The sequence below is a fragment of the Methylophilales bacterium genome (assembly GCA_019823025.1).
In the GTDB taxonomy this organism is placed as follows: Bacteria; Pseudomonadota; Gammaproteobacteria; order Burkholderiales; family Methylophilaceae; genus BACL14.
On sequence record CP081940.1, the window covers coordinates 1071994 to 1094429 of the forward strand.

A 22436-nucleotide genomic window follows, 5' to 3' on the forward strand; every position below is an offset into this window, starting at 1 on the left:
AAAATGAATCAACTTCAAGATTTTGATTTAAAAAATAAAAAAGTTTTTATTCGTGCCGATCTCAATGTACCAATTAAGTCAGGAAAAATAACATCTTCTCAAAGAATTGAATCCTCATTGGCGACTATCAATTATTGTCTCAAGGCAGGTGCAAAAGTTATGGCGACATCCCACCTTGGGCGACCAAAAGAAGGTGAATATAATCCTGAATTTTCACTAGAACCTGTTGTTGAGTTTCTAGAAAATCATTTAAATAAAAAAATTAATTTGATCAAGGATTGGACAGCGCAGTCTTTTGATGTGGATGCTGGAGAGATTGTTGTATTAGAGAATTGTCGCTTTAATGTGGGCGAGTCTGGTAATAATGAAAACTTAGCAAAAAAATATGCCGCTCTCACAGACATTTTCGTGATGGATGCCTTTGGAACGTCTCACAGGAAACAGGCCTCGACATACGGAATTGCCCAATTTTGTCCAAAAGTTTGTGCAGGACAACTTTTTTATAGTGAGCTGGCTGCGCTCGAGAAAGTGATGACAAACCCAAAATCACCTATGGTCGCTATTGTGGGTGGAAGTAAAGTTTCTACAAAGCTTTCTGTTTTAGATAGCTTGGCTGATAAGGTTGACCAATTAATCCTAGGGGGAGGAATTGCGAATACCTTCCTTAAGGCCCAAGGATTTAATATTGGGAATTCACTTCATGAAAATGATTTTATTGATTCTGCTAAAAAGATTATTCAAAAACTTGAATCACGAGGGGCATCCCTCCCTTTAGTGACGGATGTCATTTGTGGTAAAGAATTTAATGAAAATGAGATCGCTGTTAAAAAGAATATCAACGACCTAGAGTCAACCGATATGATTTTTGATTTAGGTCCTGAAACCATGAAGGGTATTACACAAAATCTAAAACAGTCGAAAACCATTTTATGGAATGGGCCGATAGGCGTCTTTGAATTTGACCAATTTTCTAAAGGCACCGAGACACTTGCGCATGCCATTGCAAATTCGATCGGATTCTCTCTTGCCGGGGGTGGCGACACCATTGCTGCCCTAGAAAAATTTGGAATGATAAAAAATATATCTTATATCTCCACAGCAGGCGGGGCATTTTTAGAATTTGTTGAAGGAAAAAAATTACCCGCCATTGAAATTTTAGAGAAGCGATCCACAATTGGATAATAGATCTCAACTAGACATTCAATCCTTACCATTACTCCACCAAGGTAAGGTCAGGGATATTTACGATATCAATCAAGATAAAATGTTGATTGTCACGACGGATAGGATATCTGCATTTGATGTGATTATGAATGAGACGATTCCACAAAAAGGGCAGGTGCTAAACCAAATGGCAAGTTTCTGGTTTAAAAAGATTGAGGGTATTGTTCCCAATCATTTGACTCATGAAGAGGTCAGCCAATTTGTTACAGAAGATGAAGCGTTAAGGGTAAAAAATCGAGCAGTGGTGGTAAAGAAATTAACACCTATCCCAATTGAAGCCATCGTTCGTGGCTATCTAGTTGGCAGTGGATGGAAGGAGTACCAAAAAGATCAATCAATATGCCAGATTAATCTCCCATCTGGACTTAAACTTGCTAGCCAACTTCCAGAAACCATTTTTACACCATCTAATAAAGCTGCGGTGGGTGATCATGATGAGAATATTTCAATGGCAAGCTGTATTGAATTAATCGGACAGGATTTAACAGATCAAATTTCAAACATCAGCCTTAAAATTTATAAGGTTGCCTATGAAGCGGCACTTGAAAAGGGGATCATGATCGCGGATACAAAATTTGAATTTGGAACAGATAGTAGTGGAAAATTATTCATTATGGATGAGGTCCTGACTCCTGATTCATCAAGATTTTGGTCAAAAGATAACTACCAGGTGGGCACATCACCCCATAGCTTCGATAAACAATTCATAAGAGACTGGCTAGAAAGTCAGGATTGGGACAAGACACCACCCCCACCAAAACTTCCCGATAACATTATCCAAAAAACGAGCCAAAAATATTTAGATATATTTGAAAAGTTAACAGGCGCAATAATTTCATAAATAAAGGAGTAGTAATGCATCAACTGAGAGTAAGTATTTTTTGGTCAACGATTTTACTTTTGTTAAAGATTTCTTTTTCAAGTGCTTACGCGGAGACAAAGCCTGATTTTAAAAAATATGCGGCTGGCCCTGAGAGAAAAAAAGTTTTTATCAATTATGTGATCCCCTTAATTGATAAAGCAAATGCGAGTATCAAGAGTGATAGAAAATTTATATTAAATCTTCATAACAGTACAAAAAAAAGTAAAAAAGTCAGTGATTCGGAAAAGAAAAAACTATTAAAGTTGGTTGACTACTACAAAATAAAAGAAGAATTAACATTGACTCAAAAATTAGTTGACCTAAAAGAGAAGATCAATATTTTTCCTGACAGTTTGATTTTAGCGCAAGCAAGCCTAGAGTCTGCTTGGGGAACGTCTAGGTTTGCAGTCGAGGGAAATAATTTTTTTGGTCAGCATTGTTTTTCAAAGTCTTGTGGTATTAGTGCCCGCGGAGATAAAAAAGTAGAGGTAGCTAAATTTGCTTCGGTGTTTGATAGCATTCAATCTTATTATCGAAACTTAAATTCTGGTGATGCTTATAAGAAATTAAGAAGGCTCCGCTCTGAAGAATTTTCTAAGCTTAATAAAATGGATCCACTTAAATTAACTGAAGGTTTATCTGATTACTCCACACTAGGTAATGGTGATTACGCAAAAAGACTCAATGAAGTAATTACGTTTAATAAGCTTCAACAATATGATGATTAAACGATGCTAAAAAAACTCGCAAAACTAAATGCATTGCAGCTCATCGTTTTAGCTTTTCTTATTACAGGGCTTATTAATATTGCAATTGCTTACTTTGATATTTCTGGACTCTCAAATGTCAAGTCAGAACAGACTGATATTTTTTTTCCATCATCCAAAGTCATTGGTACGGTGTGGATGTTATTAATTGCAGGTTTATCTTATAGCTTTTCTGTTGTGGCTAAACAAAATGAATCGATTGCGAAACATCTCATCTTTTTATTCCTTATCTGTGTCACTTACCCTTTTTATACAATAGGTTTTTCATCACTCAGCAGCATGATCTTAGGAAATTTGGTGACAATTTTTTATGGGAGTTTTGTTGGGGGACTTATGTGGGTATCATTTAAAACGCAATCATTCGTTGTAATTTTGATACCGATTTGGGTTGTCTTTGTTACCTTCTTAATGTTTAGAGTTTATTCCTAAAAACTCCCCATCACACCGACAGAACCCGATACGGAATGAATCTCATCTGAACTGTCCATGAAGTTACCCGCTACATAAGCTTTAATCCCATTAGTGAGTTGATAATCTAATCCGACTCCCATATTGAAGTAAGTATTTTCTTCATCCCCTTTAAATGAGGTGGAGATCCCATCAATTTGATAATCTTGTTTCTCACCCGATACTATTTGACGATGGGCCACACCAAATCTTGTATTGGCCGTAAATGGGCTGTTCTTTTCATGATAGGTCATGCCGTATTCTGCTCTGGCTGTCACTTGTGAAATATCTCTGGAATCTAGGTGGTAGTATTTAGACTCACTGTAGGAATCGATATATTCTTGGCTGAAGTCTAAGCCAAGCACCATATCATTATTAGTATTACCTTTGGTTAAGACGGTTTTTAACCACTCAGCACCGACCACCAAATAAGTCGAATCATAATCTCCAGTGACTTTTTCAGTACCGCCATCAACTAAGTTATTTAGCACGGTACGTCTTGTGTCATTATCTGACATCCCAACTAAGACTTTAGCTGAGAGATCTCCATCAAATAGGTTAGCTATTTGTGGGATCAGGGCACCGGCCATAACTGAATTACTTTCAATATGCTGCGTGGATAAGCCATAACTGGCATCGCTGTTTTCTAAATTAAAAATCAAATCAATTGGTTTATTGAATTGACTTAATTGACCGCCGATGGTCACCCCGCGTGCATTTTGATGAATCTCTTTAAAGTCTTCATCACGTTCTGACTTGGTGGTGTAAACATTCATCCAATAAGGCTCAACTTCGTTACGTGCGTAAGCACGTGTTCTTTCTGTTAAGTTTTGGTTAATTTTCGTGGTTCTCAGATATAAGCGGTTTCCCTCATCATCAATATTGGCCACACCCATGGTTTTGATATAGGTATTACTGACTAATACCGGTTGCGCTACATTTGCTCTCACTACCCAAGGGGTAGATCCTGAGACGGTATAGTTGGAACTGGTTGCTAAGCCATATTGAGATTGGCTGGATACCACCTCCTCGAAATCGACATCGCCATCAATATCTGTATTACCATCCCCATCAATTGGCTGCCAACCAGTAAAAATCAAAGTATTATTTGTTCCGTTATTGACAATCGCACCCTCAATTCTCGCATTTCGATCTAGATAAACGATATTGTTATCAGAGTTACTATCTGCAGAGATGGCATTCCGAACAGCATCAATTCCTCCACTCACAAATACTTCATTGTGGTCACTTCGTGAAAAGACAATTCCGTCTTGTGCTGAAGTAATTTGCCCAGTAATAGAGATGGTATTGTCATTGGATGTGGTGCCGCCCGCTGAACCAAAATTAACAGCCGCCTGATTAGCGAGTTGTGTTACGTTGCCATCGATAATAATGAGGTTATCTGTAGTTTGATTAAAAATTTGAATGGTGGGTGATTCTGAAGTCGCTGTTGTTGTCAGATTGCCATTCACCACAACCACATTGTTAGTAGATCCTGCACCACTGACTCGGATAGCTGATCGACCTGAGGATTGCACATTGCCATTCACCACGATATTGTTATCTGTTACATAGTCCCCGGCAAAAATACTAATAGAGACAGTATTAATATTACCATTTACAGTTATCACATTATCGCTTGATAAATCACCAACCTGACCAAATATACTGACCCCATAAGAATCCGTAGAGCCGGTTATATTCATATCACCGGTGAGTGTGACATTATTATTACTAGTCCCAGTATTAATAGCGATACCTGTTCCGTAGTTACCTGAAGTGGAAAGAGGACCTGTGACATTAACCGTATTATTATTTGCCCCGCCCGATAATAGGATCCCTTTCGATCTCTCAGCACCATCAACAGAGATGGTTGTAATACCACCGGTCATGTTGATGACGTTATTAGTGGCATTGACACTATGAATATTGATGCCCGGAGCACGATCAACACTACTGGTTGTCGTAATGTTACCGTCAATAGTGAGTGTGTTTGATCCGTTAGAGATATAAATTCCTTTTTCATCTGTGGTGCTAATAGAAGAATCAATATCGATGGTTTGATTGCCTGAGATGGTAATACCACAATTCCTTGCTGAGGGGTCTGTACAATCATCAGCATAAACAGTAGTGGAGGATAAAAGTGCGGATGCGACGAGTAGTTTTAATTTTTTCAAATTATTCATATATTCTTTGCATAAAAAAAGCCTGCCCCAAAGGGCAGGCCTTGAAATTGAAATTTATATTACAGTATTGGAACGATAAGTAAAGCGACGATATTGATGATTTTAATCAATGGGTTAATCGCTGGACCTGCTGTATCCTTATATGGATCACCCACAGTATCACCAGTCACTGAAGCCTTGTGTGCCTCAGATCCTTTACCACCATGATTACCATCTTCGATGTGTTTCTTAGCGTTATCCCAAGCACCGCCACCTGTACACATTGAAATTGCAACAAATAAACCAGTCACAATGGTTCCCATGAGTAAGCCACCTAGCGCTTGTGGCCCTAAATAAATACCTACGACAACTGGAACAGCAACCGGAAGAATTGAAGGAATAACCATCTCTTTAATTGCTGAGGCTGTTAATAGATCAACGGCTTTCGCATAATCTGGTTTTCCTTTACCCGTCATAATGCCTTTGATTGTTTTAAATTGACGTCTCACTTCTTCAACCACAGATGCGGCTGCTCGCCCAACAGCTTCCATCGCCATCGCTGCAAATAAGAAAGGAATCAAACCACCAATGAATAAACCTATAATCACCATCGGCTCACTTAAGTCAAAGTTTGTCATGATATTGTAGGTTTCAAGTTTGTATGTGTAATCAGCAAACAGAACTAAAGCAGCAAGGCCTGCTGAACCAATCGCATAACCTTTTGTAACCGCTTTCGTTGTATTACCCACCGCATCTAATGGATCAGTAATATCACGCACTTTTTGTGGAAGACCTGCCATTTCAGCAATACCACCTGCGTTATCTGTAATAGGACCGTAAGCATCGAGTGCCACGATTATTCCCGCCATACTCAACATCGATGTTGCCGCAATCGCAACCCCATAAAGCCCAGCGAAATCGAAGGAAGTATAAATTGCTGCACAAACTGAAAGCACTGGCAATGCCGTTGATTTCATTGAGATACCTATACCGGCAATAATGTTTGTTGCGTGACCTGTTTCAGATGCTTTAGCTACGTGCTGAACAGGCTTATATTCTGTCCCTGTGTAGTATTCAGTAATAAATACCAGTAAGGCAGTTAATACCAAACCCACCACCGCTGATCCAAATAAAGCTGTAGGTGAAAAAGTTTGATCATTAATTTGAATACCTTCTGGGAACATTTGAAGGCTGACATAATAAAATGCAATCGCTGAAAGAATTCCAGCAACGGCTAAACCACGATAAAGTGCTGGCATCACATTAGTCATTTTCTTATTAGCTTTAACAAAAATACAACCTATGATGGATGCAACAATTGAAACCGCACCTAGCATTAATGGATAGAGAACACCGTTAATATTAGATACCATGAGAGAACCTAACACCATTGTTGCAATAATTGTGACTGCATAAGTCTCAAACAAGTCAGCTGCCATCCCAGCACAATCACCGACGTTATCACCCACGTTATCTGCAATCACTGCTGGATTTCTTGGATCGTCTTCAGGAATCCCTGCTTCTACCTTACCTACTAAGTCAGCACCGACATCAGCACCCTTTGTGAAGATACCGCCACCTAAACGAGCGAAAATAGAAATGAGTGATGAACCGAAAGCTAGTCCAATAAGAGGATTTAATGCTTCTGTTGTTGTAAGTGTTTCACCACCTAGGTAGAGGTAAAAACCTGCGACACCTAATAGACCTAAACCTACGACTAACATACCTGTGATAGCACCACCTTTAAAGGCTACATCAAATGCTTGAGGTAAACCTTTTGTAGCAGCTTGTGCCGTTCTTACGTTGGCACGCACAGAAACATTCATACCGATAAAGCCACATAAGCCTGATAACACAGCTCCAATCACAAAACCAATCGCAGTATTACAATCAATAAAGTAATAAATAAGTGCTGCTAAAATAATTCCAACAATTCCAATCGTTTTATATTGTCTTGTTAGGTAAGCGGCTGCTCCATCTTGAATAGCGCCGGCAATCGCTTTCATCTTTGCATTGCCTGCAGGTAGATTAATGATCCATTTGGACATAACCAAACCATAAATAACAGCTAAGATGGCTGCACCTATAGCTATATTAATTACTGGGTAATCGACTAGTGACATATTTCCTCCGTGAGTTTTAAAATTCAAATCTAATATATAAGACTTGAAAAAAATAATGCGTAATTATAACTGTTTTGAGATAAGGTTCAATCAAAATATGAATTAAAAATAGACAGTTAGAAAATGTAAACCTGCTTAATTTAAGAGCATCATAATTCCAATTATGACCAACAATAAGCTGAATAACCTTTTGATCAGAAGATCATCTAATTTTAAAAGCCATCCCGCAGACAATTTGATAAAAATAAGACTAGGCAAGGTCAAATATAGGATTGCGGGAGTATAGATAAAACCAAATGTCTCTTGGTTATTCAGTCCAGAATAAAGGTAACCCACATATATGGCAATTGATGCACTCAGTCCGATGAAAAAACCTAATACACTGGATGTTCCAATGGCGAGCTTGGGAGGGATGTTATTTTTAATTAAAAAGGGGACAAATAAGGTAGCCCCGCCGATACCAACGACGCCTGAAATAATCGAAAAAACAAAACTAATCACATTTGAGAGCAATCGATTAGGCAAGGTACTTTTCTTTAATTCTTCTTGATGTTTAAACAATTTATAGGCAATCGTGAAAGCATAAAAAATAAAGAAATATTTTAAGAGGTCACCAGGAATACTTTTAATAAAAAATCCTATTACTAAAGATCCAATTATTAAGCCTGGGATAAATCTTTTTACTATCGCATGATCGACATTATTATTTTTGCTGTGAGCATAGGCTGCCATTGCACCTGTAATGACCATCGAGGCTAACGATGTACTCACGCCAATAATGATGGCTTGATCAAACGGGGTGTTGGAAAAATAAACTAGACAATAGGTGACGACTGGCACTATCATCAGGCCACCGCCTAATCCAAATAACCCTGCTGCGATACCAATAAAGACACCAGAAAAAATGAAGATGATGATTTCAACCATGAGAGATTATTTACTTTTTGGTTTTAAATAAACCATTCAATATACTTTTTAAAGGAGAGTTGCTCATCTCCGCTTTCATGTCTCTAAGAGATTGGTTGGCTGAAGCGGGTATATTTTTGATATTTCTTTTTGGATTTTTTGGATGGTGAATAGCTAAGTTAATTTTAATTTTTTTTATTTTTGTTTCAATTTTTTTCGAGTTGTTGATTTGTTCTATGAGCGATGCACTTGCCATTTTTAATTGAGATGCGACGGCACTATTCATTGCTTCAATGATAAACACATCATTAAGCATATTTTTTGCGAGTACTTTTCCCTTAAATTTTTTATCTAAGCAGTCTAGAAGGATTTTTTGTAGCGAATCGTGCTCTTTTTTCTTTGCATTAAATTCAGAAAATTTTTGACCATCTAACAACTTTTTTATGGGTTCCATACTATAATGCTACCTTATTTTAATAATAGAAAAAAACAACTTTATAGATGAAAATATTATTTTTAAATAAGAATGCTAAGAAACCTAAAAGTATCAGTTTTTACTCGTTATGTTTATTAATTTTGATAATTTTTACGATCGGTTTTGGGTTTGCATTCACCATCTTCAATAAAGCACATAAAGAGGAAACTCTTGATAAACAATTATTGTCTATTGGAAGTGAAGTAAATCTTTCTAAACAGGAAATAGATTTATATATTAATCAGATAGGAGAGCTGAATGCACGTATAATGCAGCTCGATGTGCAGTCGGAAAGAATACAAGAAATAATGAAAAGCCAAATCTTGGGCAAAGATAAACTCCCCAAGCTAAAAGAAAAAAAAAATAAAAGTTCGGGTGGCCCCTTTGTAAATGAGAACTTAACATCAGGGGATATTCACAAAGTATTAACTCATCTACTAGGAAAGGTTGAAAAAAGAGAAATTTTTTATAATAAAAAAGAAGCACTTTTATTGAAGCACTCGGTTCTAAAAGAAACATTGCCAACACTTTATCCGGTTGAAGTCCCCTATACCTCATCAAGTTTTGGCTGGAGAAGAGACCCATTTCTGGGTATCCGAGCTTTCCATTCAGGATTAGACTTTAGTGCGGCCCATGGTGAGGAAATTATGGCGACCGGTGCCGGCATAGTCACAATGGTTGCAAAAGAAAAGAATTATGGAAATGTTTTGAAGATTAAGCATGGCGATGGTTTAGAAACAAGGTACGCACACTGCTCAAAAATTTTAGTTAAGAAGGGCGATATCGTCGAAAGAAACCAAGTAATAGCGTTAGTTGGTAATACAGGACGATCAACTGGACCACATTTGCATTACGAAATTAGGTTAAATGGTAGAGCGTTAGACCCAAGGCAATATTTAAAAAAATAATATAAGACAATTATGCTAAAAAATTTATTAGGAAGTATTTTTGGAACACGGAACGACCGATTAATTTCTAACTATAAAAAATTAGTTACCCAAATTAATGCGCTTGAAGACAAGGTAAAAAAATTAAAAGATGCTGACTTCAAAAATAAGACAGAAGAATTTAAAGAGCGAATTAAGAAAGGTGAATCTCTCGAGAGCATGCTGGTTGAGGTCTTTGCTCATGTAAGGGAGGCCGGAGTAAGGTCACTCGGTATGCGCCATTTTGATGAGCAATTAATTGGCGGCATGGTCTTAAACGACAACAAAATTTCTGAGATGCGAACAGGTGAGGGAAAGACGCTGGTTGCTACACTTCCCGTCTACCTTAATGCCCTATCAGGAAAGGGAGTACACGTCGTTACAGTGAATGATTATTTAGCAAGGCGTGATGCAGAGTGGATGGGTAAGCTTTACAACTTTCTTGGCTTAACCGTGGGTATCAACCTTTCAAGAATTGCACCGGAAGAGAAGAAAAAAGCCTACGAATCAGATATTACCTACGGCACCAACAATGAATTTGGCTTTGATTATTTGCGTGACAATATGGTGTACGCTGCATCTGAACGTGTACAAAAACCGTTAAATTTTGCTGTTGTTGATGAGGTCGATTCAATATTAATTGATGAGGCGAGAACGCCTTTGATTATTTCAGGTCAAGCTGAAGATAATATTGATCTATACAAAAAAATCGATTCGATTATCCCTCAATTAAAAAAGCAAGATAAACCAGATAGTAAAGGTGATTTTTGGCTTGATGAAAAATCAAATCAAGCGGTGTTGTCAGATGATGGTCACGTTAATATTGAAAAGATACTTGTTAAGGCGAACATATTAGAAAAAGACTCTAATTTGTATGATGCGGCGAATATAAATTTACTTCATCACATCAATTCTTCCTTAAGAGCTCATTATTTGTTCATTAAAGATAAGGATTATGTCGTCGCGGATGGAGCAGTCACGATTGTTGATGAATTTACCGGCAGAATGATGCCTGGCAGGCGTTGGGGAGATGGCCTTCATCAAGCTATAGAGGCGAAAGAAAACGTTGCTATCCAAAAAGAGAATCAAACCTTAGCCGGCATTACCTTTCAAAATTATTTTAGGATGTATGAAAAGCTCTGTGGAATGACAGGAACAGCTGACACCGAAGCTGAAGAATTTAATTCTATCTATGGACTTGAAACCGTTGTGATTCCGCCGCACCTGCCTACTGTTAGAAAAGATAAAATTGATAAAATTTATCGTACCTCCGAAGAGAGGTACTTGGCCGTCTTGGAAGATATTAAAGATTGTGCGAAAAAATCTCAACCTGTTTTGGTGGGGACAACATCAATTGAAAATTCAGAATTGATATCAAAGCTTTTGAATAAGGCAAAATTAAATCATCAAGTCTTGAATGCTAAGCAACATGAAAAAGAGGCAAATATTATTGTTCAGGCTGGCCAACCAAGCATGATTACCATTGCAACAAATATGGCTGGAAGGGGAACGGACATTGTTTTAGGTGGTAATGTCGAGCCCGAAATTCAGGCAGTAAAAAATAACGGCAAGCTAAATCAGGCACAGCAAGATAAAAAGATTAAAGAAATAAAAGCAAAATGGGATGACCTTCATAAAAAAGTTTTAGATGCGGGGGGGTTACACATTATTGGTACAGAGCGTCATGAATCAAGAAGGGTAGATAATCAATTAAGGGGAAGGTCAGGTAGGCAAGGCGATCCGGGCTCTAGTTCTTTCTATCTATCACTTGAGGACTCACTCTTAAGAATATTTGCATCAGACAGAGTTTCATCAATCATGGAAAAATTAAAAATGCCAAAAGGTGAGGCCATTGAGCATCCATGGGTAAATAAATCAATCGAGGGTGCGCAAAGAAAAGTCGAAGCAAGAAATTTCGATATTCGCAAACAGTTATTAGAGTTTGATGATGTGCCAAGCAACCAAAGAAAAGTCATCTACGAGCAAAGAAATGACATTCTAGACAGCACTAGTATGAAGGATACAGTTTCAAGAATCAGAGAGGATGTCATTACCCAGACAATATATGACTACATGCCACCAGAGAGTATTGAAGAACAGTGGGACCTACCTGCTTTAGAAAGTAAATTACAGGGTGAATACAACTTAAAAGTCGATATAAAAGGTTGGTTTAAAAAGGAACCTAATCTTGCGATAGAGGAGGTCGTAAAAAGAACTAATGAAACAGCCAATGAAATTTATGCTGAAAAAGAAAAGTTAGCAGGTGCCGAAGCCCTTCATCACTTTGAGAGATCGGCGATGCTTCAAATTATTGATCATCAATGGAGATCACATCTATCCAGCTTAGATCAACTCAGGCAGGGTATTGGTTTAAGAGCCTACGGGCAAAAGGATCCAAAGCAAGAATTTAAAAAAGAAGCATTTGCGTTATTTGAAGCACTTCTTGAATCAATTAAATATGAAAGTACGCGAGTGTTAATGCTTGTTCAGGTTAAAAATGAAAAGGATGCGTCTGCGATCGACAAAAAGAATTCTGAGCAAGTTAAAAATGCGCAAGAAAAAGAGCAAACTAATGACCAACAATTTAAAAAAGTTGGAAGAAATGAACCATGCCCATGTGGCAGCGGAAAAAAATACAAACATTGTTGTGGAGCATTGAAGTAATGAGTGATGATAGTGAATTTTCGACGCCCTGTATAGGCGTCTGTCAGTATGATAACGAAGACATCTGCAGGGGTTGTTTTCGGACACTTGATGAGATTTCAAATTGGGCTTTAATGACAGAAGAGGAAAGAAAAAAAATTATGAAGCAACTAGATGAAAGAGCCGAATCCTTGTTTTAAAGCACCTTTTTTTTATATTCACATAAGTTTTCAATCACACATTCACCACATTGAGGGGCAATAGATTTACAGACATACCTTCCATGGAGAATTAAGAGGTGATGTGCATCGCTCAAAAATTCATTCGGTATTAATTTCGTTAATCTTTTTTCAACAGCTAAAGGCGTTTTAGCAGGTGCGATATTAATTCTATTAGCAAGTCTAAAGAGGTGGGTATCAACTGCAATAACTGGCTCATTAAATAATGTATTTAATATTACATTTGCTGTTTTACGCCCCACTCCAGGAAGGCTTTCCAGATCTTTTCGATTAGCAGGCACTGTGCTATTGAATTCATTTAGAAGCTTTAAACTTGTCGCTTGTATATTTTTTGCCTTATTTTTATAGAGGCCAATAGAGTTAATTAACTTTTCAATTTTGTTAACTTTTAAATTACTCAAAGATAAAGGGGTATTTGCAATACAGAATAATTTTTTTGTCACTTTATTGACCGCAATATCAGTTGTCTGCGCAGAAAGAATGACTGAAATTAGGAGTTCAAATGGTGAGTGATAAACTAACTCAGTAGTTGCGTTAGGTGTATTTTCTTTTAAGAGGGTAAATATTGCCCTTCTTTTTTCTGTGTTCATAGTTTTGTATGTAAGTGACGATTTATTTACGTATTTACTTCATTTTTAATCTAGCCATAGCATCTGCAATCGCCTGTTTTTTTTCAGCATTGGTGGCACGATTAGCTTTTGCTTCATTTTTTTCTCTCAAAATACGTTGTTGTTTAAATTCATATCGAGATCTGGCTATAGAAGACCTTTTATGTTTAATTGATTCACTGTCTTCACTATCGGGAGTCTCCATTTTTATACAATCAACGGGGCAGGGCTCAATACATAATTCACACCCGGTACATTCTTCAGAAATGACTGTATGCATACTTTTACTGGCACCCAATATTGCATCAACTGGACAAGCTAAAATGCAGAGTGTGCAACCAATACATTTATCTTCTTCAATAATTGCTATTTCTCTTGGTTTGCTAACCCCATGCCTCTCATTTAATGGTTTGTAATCTACCATTAATAGTTGAGCAATCTTTAATATGCCTGACTTACCACCTGGAGGGCATTGATTGATATCTGCTTTACCCTCTACAATTGCTTTGGCATAGGGCTTACATCCAGAAAAATCACACTTACCGCATTGAGTTTGTGGAAGGATAGAATTTATTTTTTCGGTCATATCATCAAGCATGTTGAAATAATAATAGGTTTCAAGGATAAATGCATTGAAGAAGGTGATTTATATTTAAAGTATAATGATGATAAATTTCGAAATTAGTTTAATTTGGTATTGGCTAGAAATATATGGAAGAGTGGCTAGAAGGGGAAGTTGTAAAAAATATAAAGTGGACAAAAAATTTAGCTTCACTAAAAATCAAGGCAAAAATAAATAATCACCAAGCAGGTCAGTTTACGAGGATTGGTCTAAAAGTAAATGATGATTTTATAACCCGTTCCTATTCATATGCAAGTGCCCCAAAAGATGAATTACTCGAGATTATTTATGTCAATATTCCTGACGGTAAACTATCTCCTATCCTTCATAACCTTGAAATTGGCGATAAGGTATCTGTTATGCAACAAGCTATCGGTTATTTCACGTTAGATGAAATACCCGATGGAGAAAATTTATGGATGTTAGCTACCGGAACTGCTTTAGGGGTATTTCTAGCAATATTAAAAACATCACTCCCATGGAAAAGGTTTAAAAAAATTATCCTGATTCATAGTGTGAGATATGCAGAAGAATTAATTTATCAAGAGCTAATAGCAGAAATAAAACAACGCTACCCAGATCAATTCATATACCTAAATTCAGTAACTAGAAGTAAGGTTAAGGGCTCCTTTAATTTTAGAATACCCGAAGGACTTTCATCTAAAAAATTTCAAGAATCGACGCGTATAGAAATTAACGAAGACTCACAATTCATGATTTGCGGTAACCCTGCAATGATAAAGGAAACAACAGAAGTATTAAAAAGTTTCGGGCTCAATAAAAATAGAAGAGCAAAGCCAGGAAATATTACTGTAGAAAGATACTGGGTATAAGCTGCTCGTTACATCTTTGAATAAATAGGACCACTTCCACCCTCTGGTGGGACCCAGTTTATATTTTGTTTGGGATCTTTGATGTCACAAGTTTTACAGTGAATACAATTTTGGCTATTAATTTGAAGTTTTATTGCGTCACCTTCCTTGACAATCTCATAGACCCCAGCTGGGCAATATCTTTGTTCTGGTGAATTATATTTAGGATAGTTATAACTAATTGGTATTTCTTGGTTATTAAGTTTAAGATGACACGGCTGATTGGCATCATGACCAATATTGCTCAAACTGATCGAATTTAACTTATCAAAGGTATATATGCCATCTGGTTTAGGGTACTGAATGGGTTTTGCTTTATTTATATCCATTAATGTTTCATGATCAGCCTTCTTATGATGAAGTGTCCACGGAAGATTTAATTTAAAAGAGGCGAGCCACATCTCAGTACCTCCAAAAAGCATACCTAATCGAGTACCAAACTTTGTTATTAGAGGTTTAATATTTCTAACTGCATATAAATCAGTCCAAATCCAAGAGTTTTTTATTTTTTCGTTGTATGCTATCAACTTTCTATTCTGTATTTTTGTAGGATTGATGATGGCATCAACGGTTGCTTCAGCTGCTAATATCCCTGACTTCATCGCATTATGCGTTCCTTTGATTCTTGGCACATTTACCATACCAGCACTGCAGCCTAAAAATATCCCACCTGGAAAGACAAGGCTTGCCCAAGACTGAATGCCACCCTCATTTAGAGCCCTAGCTCCATAACTTATTCTTTCAGCGCCAGTTAACAATTTTTTTATTTTAGGGTGTGTTTTAAACTTTTGAAACTCATCAAATGGAGATAGGTAAGGGTTTGAATAATCAAGATGCACAACAAACCCCAAAGAAACTAAATCTTCGCCATAGTGGTATGTAAAAGAGCCACCTCCTGTATCATCTTTTAATGGCCATCCCAGACTATGTTCTACTAATCCAGGTTTATGCTTCTCTTTTTTTAAGCGCCATATCTCTTTAAAGCCCAATCCATATTTTTGTGGGTCGCTATTTTTTCTTAAAGATAATTTTTGTTCAATTAATTTTGTAATAGAGCCCCTGGCTCCCTCAGCAATTAATGAATATTTTGCATGGATTTCAATGCCGGGAACAAAATTATTTGTTTCATTTTCACTGGCATCTCGTCCCATATCCCCAGTTAAGATACCAATCAATTCATTCTGATCATTAAATAATGGTTCTTGTGCTGAGAAACCTGGATAAATCTCAACACCTAAGCTTTCAGCCTCTTTTGAGAGCCAATTACTCAAATCACCTAAGCTAATAATGTAATTATTCTTATTGCTCATCAAGGGAGGCATGAGGATTTGAGGAATTGAAAGATTATTTTTTTCGCTAAATAAGCTAAAGTTATCCTCGCTTACCTTTGTATTCAATGGAGCCCCTTTCTCTTTCCAGTCAGGAATGAGCTCATTCAAGGCGATTGGGTCAATGACAGCACCTGATAAAATATGAGATCCAACTTCAACGCCTTTTTCAACAAGACAAACTGAAATGTCTTTTTTCTCACTTTTGGCGAGTTGTTTAATTTTGATTGCAGCAGAGAGACCAGAAGGACCCCCACCAACAATTAAAACATCATATTCCATTACATCTCTATCATTCATAAGCTTTGTTATATTTAGTTAAACAAGATTAATAATAAGTAAGTATTTGTATTCCATTTCTCATTTCAGTTCATTTTTTTAAGATACACCTAATTAAGTTGAGTAGATTTAGATATTTTGAGCAATAGGAAAATACAAATATTATACATTCAATCAATAGGATAAAACTATTTCAAGATGTATAATTTGGTCTTTGAAAAATTTTAAAAGCCAAAATTAAATGAAAATATTAGTTGCAATCAAAAGAGTCCAAGATTACAACGTAAAAGTTAGGCCAAAAAGTGACGGTTCTGATGTCGATATAGATGGGATAAAGATGGGTATTAATCCCTTTGATGAAAATGCTTTAGAGGAAGCTCTTCGTTTAAGGGAACAAGAGCTGGCAACCGAAATCACAGTCGTTTCAATTGGAGATTCAAAAAACGAGGATGTCTTAAGGCATGGTCTTGCAATGGGTGCCAACAGAGCTATATTAATCGAAAGTGAAGAATCGCTTCAACCACTTGGTGTTGCAAAGGTTTTAAAGGGCTTGGTAGAAAAAGAGAAGCCTGATTTAATTTTACTTGGGAAATTGGCTCTTGATAGTGATGCTGGACAAACTGGGCAAATGCTCGCTGGGTTGCTTAATTATCCTCAAGGAACCTTTGTTTCTAAAATTGAAATTGATAATAACAAGCTTATTGTGACTCGGGAAATAGATGGAGGTACCAATATTTTAGAAATGGACATGCCAGCAGTGCTAACTGCAGATTTAAGATTAAACGAACCACGCTTCGTAAAGTTACCTAATCTTATGATGGCCAGAAAAAAAACAATTGAGAAAATTAAGGCGAGCGCACTCGCTAGTGACACATCAACAAAACTTGAATTACTTGAGGTTTTAGTACCACCGTCTCGAAAGGCAGGTATCAAGGTAAGTAGCGTAAAAGAATTACTAGAAAAATTAAAAGATAACGAGGGAATACAGCTATAGATACCCAAATAAAAATTTTAGTCATCGCAGAGCATAATGAGTCCGAACTCAATGAATCAGTATTTAAAGTTATTTCGGCAGCAAAATCGTGGAACGGTGAAGTTGATTTGTTAGTCATGGGTAAAAATACTGTGCATGTTGCACAAAAAGCTTCAAAAATTAAAGATATAAAAAGTGTTATAAGGCTTGATGGAATCCACCTAGAACACCTCCTTGCAGAAGATGCTGCAAAAATTGTAGAAATGTTAAGTAACAATTACCAGGTGATACTAGCTGCCCATTCCTGGTTTAGTAGAAATTTCTTGCCGAGGGTGGCTGCAGTTTTAAACGTATCATTGATAACGGATGTTCTAAAAATTGAGAATAATAATGTTTATACCAGGCCAATATATGCAGGTAATGTCCATGCAAAAATACAAAGCAAAGACCCTATCCAATTACTTACTATCCACACAAGCCTTTTTGAAGCATGCGCTAGAGATGGAGGAAATGCCGAGATAATTAAAAAAGATACACCACCAGCAATGAATTTGACAAGTTGGAAGTCGGAGAAAATAAATAAATCAGATAGGCCAGCATTGATCGATGCTAAAATTGTGATATCAGGGGGTAGGTCTCTCGGAAGTGAAGAAAATTTCGATAAAGTTTTATCACCCTTGGTGGATGAGCTGGGAGCTGCACTTGGTGCAACAAGAGCTGCCGTCGATGCCGGATACGCCCCTAATGAGATTCAAGTTGGACAAACTGGAGTAGTTGTATCTCCTGAATTATATATGGCTGTTGGAGTCTCTGGAGCAAATCAACATATTTATGGAATGAAAGACAGTAGGGTCGTCGTCGCGATTAATAATGACCCTGATGCAACTATTTTTCAATTTGCAGACTATGGCTTAGTTGCTGATTTATTTGATGCAATTCCAGAAATTAATAAATTAATTAAAGAATAATTAATTAAATAATAAATTTAATGAAAGATAATTAATAAATGAGTAATAACAGTAAATATTCAACAGAAAAAGTTTTAAGTGTTAATCATTGGAACGATACTTTATTCAGCTTTAAAACAACCCGTCAAGATGGGTTGAGATTTGAAAATGGACAATTTGTAATGATCGGTCTAGAGGTAGATGGAAGGCCTTTGGCACGTGCTTATAGTGTCGCTAGCCCAAATTATGACGAACATCTTGAGTTTTTAAGTATAAAGGTACAAGATGGGCCACTTACCTCAAGGCTACAGCATATCAAAGTAGGTGATGAGCTTCTTGTTAGCAGAAAACCTACGGGAACACTTGTTATTCATGACCTTAAGCCCGCAAAAAATCTTTATTTATTTTCAACAGGTACAGGCCTTGCTCCCTATATGAGTTTGATTCAGGACATTGAGGTTTATGACAGATTTGAAAAAGTTATCTTGGTCCATGGGGTGAGAAAAGTTGATGATTTAGCCTATAAAGATTTTATAGAAAATGAATTACCCAAAAATGAGTACTTTGGTGACGAAATTAAAAATAAATTAATTTATTACCCAACGGTTACCCGGGAGGCATTTAAAAACGAGGGCAGATTAACTGACCTAATTAAATCAGGTAAATTATTCAAAGATATCGGATTAGAAAAAATGAATCCAGCAGATGATAGAGCGATGATATGCGGTAGTCCAGAAATGTTAAAAGACACGCAAGACCTCTTAGACTCAATGAATTTTAAAGTATCTCCACGCATTGGGGAGCCAGGTGATTACGTAATTGAACACGCTTTCGTTGAAAAATAATTTTCAACTGTAATTTAAGAGCCAAAGTGACTATAATTGCATCAAGGGTAATTTTTTGGATGCATTGAATACGTTTATTTTAGTTTTATTACAAAACTTTATAAACTTTATTTAGGAAAATTATGTTTCAAGGAAGTATGGTAGCGATTGTTACACCGATGAACTCTGATGGTTCATTGGATATGAAAAGTTTTAAAAGGCTTTTAGACTATCATATAGAATGTAAAAGTGATGGCGTTGTTGTTGTAGGGACAAGTGGCGAAGCTCCCACTATGGATGTTGATGAACATACATATCTTATCAAAGAAGCTGTCAAGCATATCGATGGGAGAATTCCGGTTATAGCCGGTTCAGGTGCAAATTCAACAAGAGAAGCAATATTTTTAACAAAAAAATCTAAAGAATTAGGGGCAGATGCTTGCTTACTCATCACGCCATATTACAATAAACCAAATCAAAGAGGGATGTACGAGCACTTTAAGACCATTAATGACAGTGTTGATATCCCACAAATTTTATATAACGTGCCATGTCGCACGGGTGTAGATATCGATAATAAAACAGTCATAGAATTGAGTCTTCTTAAGAATATTATTGGAATTAAAGATGCAACTGGAGAGATAAATAGGATTGATGACCTGAAAAAAAATGTAGCCAAAGAATTCTTATTTCTTAGTGGAGATGACACGACTTTTCTAGAATACATGAGGCATGGAGGTAAGGGAACAATATCGGTTACAGCAAATGTCCGACCTGATTTAATGCATGATGTTTGTAAAAACATGCTCAACCAAAAGTACGAGGATGCAAAAAAAATTAACAAAAAATTAGAGCTGTTACATGATGCCATGTTTGTTGAATCGAACCCCATTCCCGTTAAGTGGTTACTAAGTTATTTAGGAAAGATAAATTCAAAAATTAGACTTCCATTAGTTTGTCTTGATGAAAAATACCATCAAAAACTAATCACAGCTTACGAGGCATCTTTATGATGAGGCTTATTGGCTTGCCAATTTTAGCTTTAATTTTATGCTCATGTTCTTTTAAGCCCCTCACAGATAAGTTTAACGAGGTAACAGCGCCAGATTACGTAAATTCATCAAAAGCAGAAAAACTTCAATTACCACCCGACTTATCAGAATATGAAACTTCTGACATATACAATGTTCCAGGAGCAGCGACTTCCTATACAGATTTTGAAAATCAAAAAAATAGAAAAATAGAAAAAGTTGAGCTCTTAAAAGATCCTGATGGTATTAAGTTAGTCAAATCTGGAAACTTTAGATGGCTCATTGTGAATAAAAGTCCTGATAAGATTTGGCCTCACTTGGAAGATTTTTGGTACGAGCAAGGTTTTAACATGAAAAAGACCAATCGCAGATTAGGAATTATGGAAACAGAGTGGACCTCACCTGAAAACATCGAAGAAGAGTTAGGTGTTGCTGATACATTTGATTCATGGCTTGACTCACTTTCGGGGGACGATGAAAAAACGAAGTTTAGGACAAGGCTAGAAAAAGGTTCTCAGGCTAATTCGACCGAAATATACATATCTCACCGTAAAAGAGATGGGGTTAATACTGAAGCCATGGAAGCAATTGCACGTGCGAGACAAGGTACATACGATCCTAGTACCGTATACAGTATTCCGGAATATAAATCAGATGATGATCCAAAGGAGCCTGTCCCATCTGGAGATATAGAGTTAACTGAGGTTGATATGCAGATTAATGCAGAGATTATGCGCAGATTGTTAGTCTTCTTGGGGATGCAAGATTTAGATGCTAAGGAGAGAATTGACAAACCACAAGTTATTGTGAAAGCAAAACTAGTAAATGATAATGGAAAAGCCATTGAGATTTTTGAGCCCTTTGATCGTTCTTGGAGGAGAGTTTCTATTGCATTAGATATGATAGGATTTTTAACAGAGGATAGAGATCGAAGTAAAGGGCTTTATTATGTTACCTATACGGATTTAGATATTGATGAAGCAGATAAAAAAGCAAAAGAGGAGGAAGGGTGGTTAGATTCAATTGATTTTTGGAGTGATGATGAAGCTGAAGCTGAAGAAATGGCTGAGGAAGAAACAGGTGCTAAAGATGGAGATATAAGGAAAAAAGGCCGAAGAGCTAAGAAAGAAAAAGAGGAAGAGGCACTAGATGTGGATAGCGCAAGAGTTTTAAATAAAGGTGGTGCAAATCAAAATGAAGGTCCTGGATATAAATTTGATTTAGATTGCATGTTTAGTGATGAATGTGACAAAGAACCAGAGGCTAGAAGTTATCTAATTAAGTTAACTGAAAGAGACAGTGAGACATACGTCACAATCGAGAATCCAGATGGTACAAAAAACAATTCACCAACGGCAGATTCAATCTTAAATATTCTTTATGATTATTTAAAATAAATGGAGTTTTGTTCATTAGGTAGTGGAAGTTCAGGAAATTCCTTTATTGTTAAAAAAAATCAAACTATTTTGATGGTTGATTGCGGGTTCGGATTGAAAGAAACAATTGATAGATTAAAAAAATATCAAATAAACCCAAGACAAATCACTGCGATATTGCTAACACATGAGCATGAAGACCATATCAAGGGTGCATTTAGCCTGGCTAACAAGTTTCAAATACCAATTTATCTTAGCTTTGGTACTTTTCAAATGAGCCATAAAAAAATTAATGATGGATACAAAATAAAATTTGAATTAATAAATAATTTTGATTCATTCATGATTGATGATATTTCAGTTTCTCCCATGCCAGTCCCTCATGACGCAAGAGAACCACTTCAATATAGATTTGATTGTATGGATAAAAGCATTGCAATCATGACTGATTTAGGAAAGATTACTAAACATATCGTACAAAAATTATCAAGGATAAACCTTCTCGTACTTGAATTTAATCATGACGATGAGATGCTTAAGGATTCCGATTACCCAACCTCATTAAAAAAAAGAATTAATGGAGAGTATGGGCATCTTGAAAATAAGGAATCATTGAAACTTTTGTCATCTATAAGTCATTCAGATCTAAGCTGGGTTATAGCCGCTCATCTAAGTGAAAAAAATAATAAAGTAGAGTCGGTAAAAAAAATGATATTTGAAATAGTTAGTAAACATAATTCAAATGTTGGTGTAATTGACCAAGATTTAGGATTAGAATGGATTTCAACATAAAAAATTA

At 36.5% G+C, this 22436-nt stretch carries 21 protein-coding genes; 14 read left to right on the plus strand and 7 right to left on the minus strand.

The window, feature by feature from the left end; all coding sequences use genetic code 11:
- Positions 1–3 precede the first annotated feature (3 nt).
- Genes K6112_05705 through K6112_05720 form a run of 4 tightly spaced genes read left to right on the plus strand, consistent with a single transcriptional unit; the run spans position 4 to position 3282 of the window.
- Entirely contained in the window at positions 4–1182 is a 1179-nt protein-coding gene (locus K6112_05705) for a phosphoglycerate kinase (GenBank protein ID QZP17519.1), read from the plus strand.
- Positions 1175–2065: a phosphoribosylaminoimidazolesuccinocarboxamide synthase gene (locus tag K6112_05710; GenBank protein ID QZP17520.1), complete on the plus strand. Its 891-nt coding sequence runs from the start codon at positions 1175–1177 to the stop codon at positions 2063–2065. Before K6112_05705 ends, K6112_05710 begins: the two co-directional genes overlap by 8 nt.
- A 14-nt stretch (positions 2066–2079) precedes the next feature.
- On the plus strand, positions 2080–2814 hold the full coding sequence (locus tag K6112_05715) for a glucosaminidase domain-containing protein (protein ID QZP17521.1): 735 nt from the start codon (positions 2080–2082) through the stop codon (positions 2812–2814).
- A 3-nt stretch (positions 2815–2817) separates the two neighbouring features.
- Complete coding sequence (locus K6112_05720) at positions 2818–3282, plus strand: hypothetical protein (protein ID QZP17522.1); 465 nt, start codon at positions 2818–2820, stop codon at positions 3280–3282.
- Here the strand turns inward: K6112_05720 and K6112_05725 are convergent.
- The 4 genes from K6112_05725 to K6112_05740 all read right to left on the minus strand — a co-directional run bounded on the left by K6112_05725 (position 3279) and on the right by K6112_05740 (position 8948).
- Entirely contained in the window at positions 3279–5486 is a 2208-nt protein-coding gene (locus K6112_05725) for a hypothetical protein (GenBank protein ID QZP17523.1), read from the minus strand. The two genes, K6112_05720 and K6112_05725, sit on opposite strands and share 4 nt — an antisense overlap.
- 59 nt (positions 5487–5545) lie before the next feature.
- Positions 5546–7588: a sodium-translocating pyrophosphatase gene (locus K6112_05730; GenBank protein QZP17524.1), complete on the minus strand. Its 2043-nt coding sequence runs from the start codon at positions 7586–7588 to the stop codon at positions 5546–5548.
- 135 nt (positions 7589–7723) lie between these two features.
- Complete coding sequence (locus K6112_05735) at positions 7724–8515, minus strand: sulfite exporter TauE/SafE family protein (GenBank protein QZP17525.1); 792 nt, start codon at positions 8513–8515, stop codon at positions 7724–7726.
- A 10-nt stretch (positions 8516–8525) separates the two neighbouring features.
- Positions 8526–8948, minus strand: coding sequence for a DUF721 domain-containing protein (locus K6112_05740; protein ID QZP17526.1), 423 nt, complete (start codon positions 8946–8948; stop codon positions 8526–8528).
- Positions 8949–8995: 47 nt separating this feature from the next.
- Here K6112_05740 and K6112_05745 point away from each other — a divergent pair, with 47 nt between their 5' ends.
- From K6112_05745 to K6112_05755, 3 genes are read left to right on the plus strand one after another with little or no spacing between them, the layout of a single operon-like run.
- Positions 8996–9877 carry a M23 family metallopeptidase gene (locus K6112_05745; protein QZP17527.1) on the plus strand — a complete coding sequence of 294 codons (882 nt, stop codon included), beginning with the start codon at positions 8996–8998 and terminating at the stop codon, positions 9875–9877.
- 12 nt (positions 9878–9889) lie between these two features.
- Entirely contained in the window at positions 9890–12559 is a 2670-nt protein-coding gene (gene secA, locus K6112_05750; protein ID QZP17528.1) for a preprotein translocase subunit SecA, read from the plus strand.
- Positions 12559–12738, plus strand: a complete 180-nt coding sequence (locus tag K6112_05755) for a DUF1289 domain-containing protein (GenBank protein ID QZP17529.1) — start codon at positions 12559–12561, stop codon at positions 12736–12738. Before secA ends, K6112_05755 begins: the two co-directional genes overlap by 1 nt.
- Here the strand turns inward: K6112_05755 and nth are convergent.
- Positions 12735–13367 carry an endonuclease III gene (nth, locus tag K6112_05760; protein ID QZP17530.1) on the minus strand — a complete coding sequence of 211 codons (633 nt, stop codon included), beginning with the start codon at positions 13365–13367 and terminating at the stop codon, positions 12735–12737. The genes K6112_05755 and nth overlap by 4 nt on opposite strands.
- A gap of 34 nt (positions 13368–13401) precedes the next feature.
- Positions 13402–13983: an electron transport complex subunit RsxB gene (rsxB, locus tag K6112_05765; protein QZP17531.1), complete on the minus strand. Its 582-nt coding sequence runs from the start codon at positions 13981–13983 to the stop codon at positions 13402–13404.
- Positions 13984–14096: 113 nt separating this feature from the next.
- Here rsxB and K6112_05770 point away from each other — a divergent pair, with 113 nt between their 5' ends.
- Positions 14097–14840 carry a ferredoxin--NADP reductase gene (locus tag K6112_05770; GenBank protein ID QZP17532.1) on the plus strand — a complete coding sequence of 248 codons (744 nt, stop codon included), beginning with the start codon at positions 14097–14099 and terminating at the stop codon, positions 14838–14840.
- Between the two features lie 8 nt (positions 14841–14848).
- On the opposite strand, the gene K6112_05775 is transcribed toward K6112_05770, so the two are convergent.
- Complete coding sequence (locus tag K6112_05775) at positions 14849–16507, minus strand: electron transfer flavoprotein-ubiquinone oxidoreductase (GenBank protein ID QZP17533.1); 1659 nt, start codon at positions 16505–16507, stop codon at positions 14849–14851.
- Positions 16508–16727: 220 nt separating this feature from the next.
- Here K6112_05775 and K6112_05780 point away from each other — a divergent pair, with 220 nt between their 5' ends.
- From K6112_05780 to K6112_05805, 6 genes are all read left to right on the plus strand, one after another.
- The gene (locus tag K6112_05780) at positions 16728–17480 is read left to right on the plus strand and encodes an electron transfer flavoprotein subunit beta/FixA family protein (GenBank protein ID QZP17534.1); all 753 of its coding nucleotides are present in this window, start codon (positions 16728–16730) and stop codon (positions 17478–17480) included.
- 8 nt (positions 17481–17488) lie between these two features.
- The gene (locus tag K6112_05785; GenBank protein ID QZP18497.1) at positions 17489–18427 is read left to right on the plus strand and encodes an FAD-binding protein; all 939 of its coding nucleotides are present in this window, start codon (positions 17489–17491) and stop codon (positions 18425–18427) included.
- 38 nt (positions 18428–18465) lie between these two features.
- Complete coding sequence (locus K6112_05790; protein QZP17535.1) at positions 18466–19251, plus strand: ferredoxin--NADP reductase; 786 nt, start codon at positions 18466–18468, stop codon at positions 19249–19251.
- Positions 19252–19373: 122 nt separating this feature from the next.
- Positions 19374–20243, plus strand: a complete 870-nt coding sequence (gene dapA / locus K6112_05795; GenBank protein ID QZP17536.1) for a 4-hydroxy-tetrahydrodipicolinate synthase — start codon at positions 19374–19376, stop codon at positions 20241–20243.
- Complete coding sequence (gene bamC, locus K6112_05800) at positions 20240–21658, plus strand: outer membrane protein assembly factor BamC (GenBank protein QZP17537.1); 1419 nt, start codon at positions 20240–20242, stop codon at positions 21656–21658. The genes dapA and bamC overlap by 4 nt, the downstream gene beginning before the upstream one ends.
- A complete protein-coding gene (locus tag K6112_05805) occupies positions 21659–22429 on the plus strand; it encodes an MBL fold metallo-hydrolase (protein ID QZP17538.1) in 771 nt (256 codons plus the stop codon).
- The last annotated feature ends 7 nt before the right edge of the window (positions 22430–22436 follow it).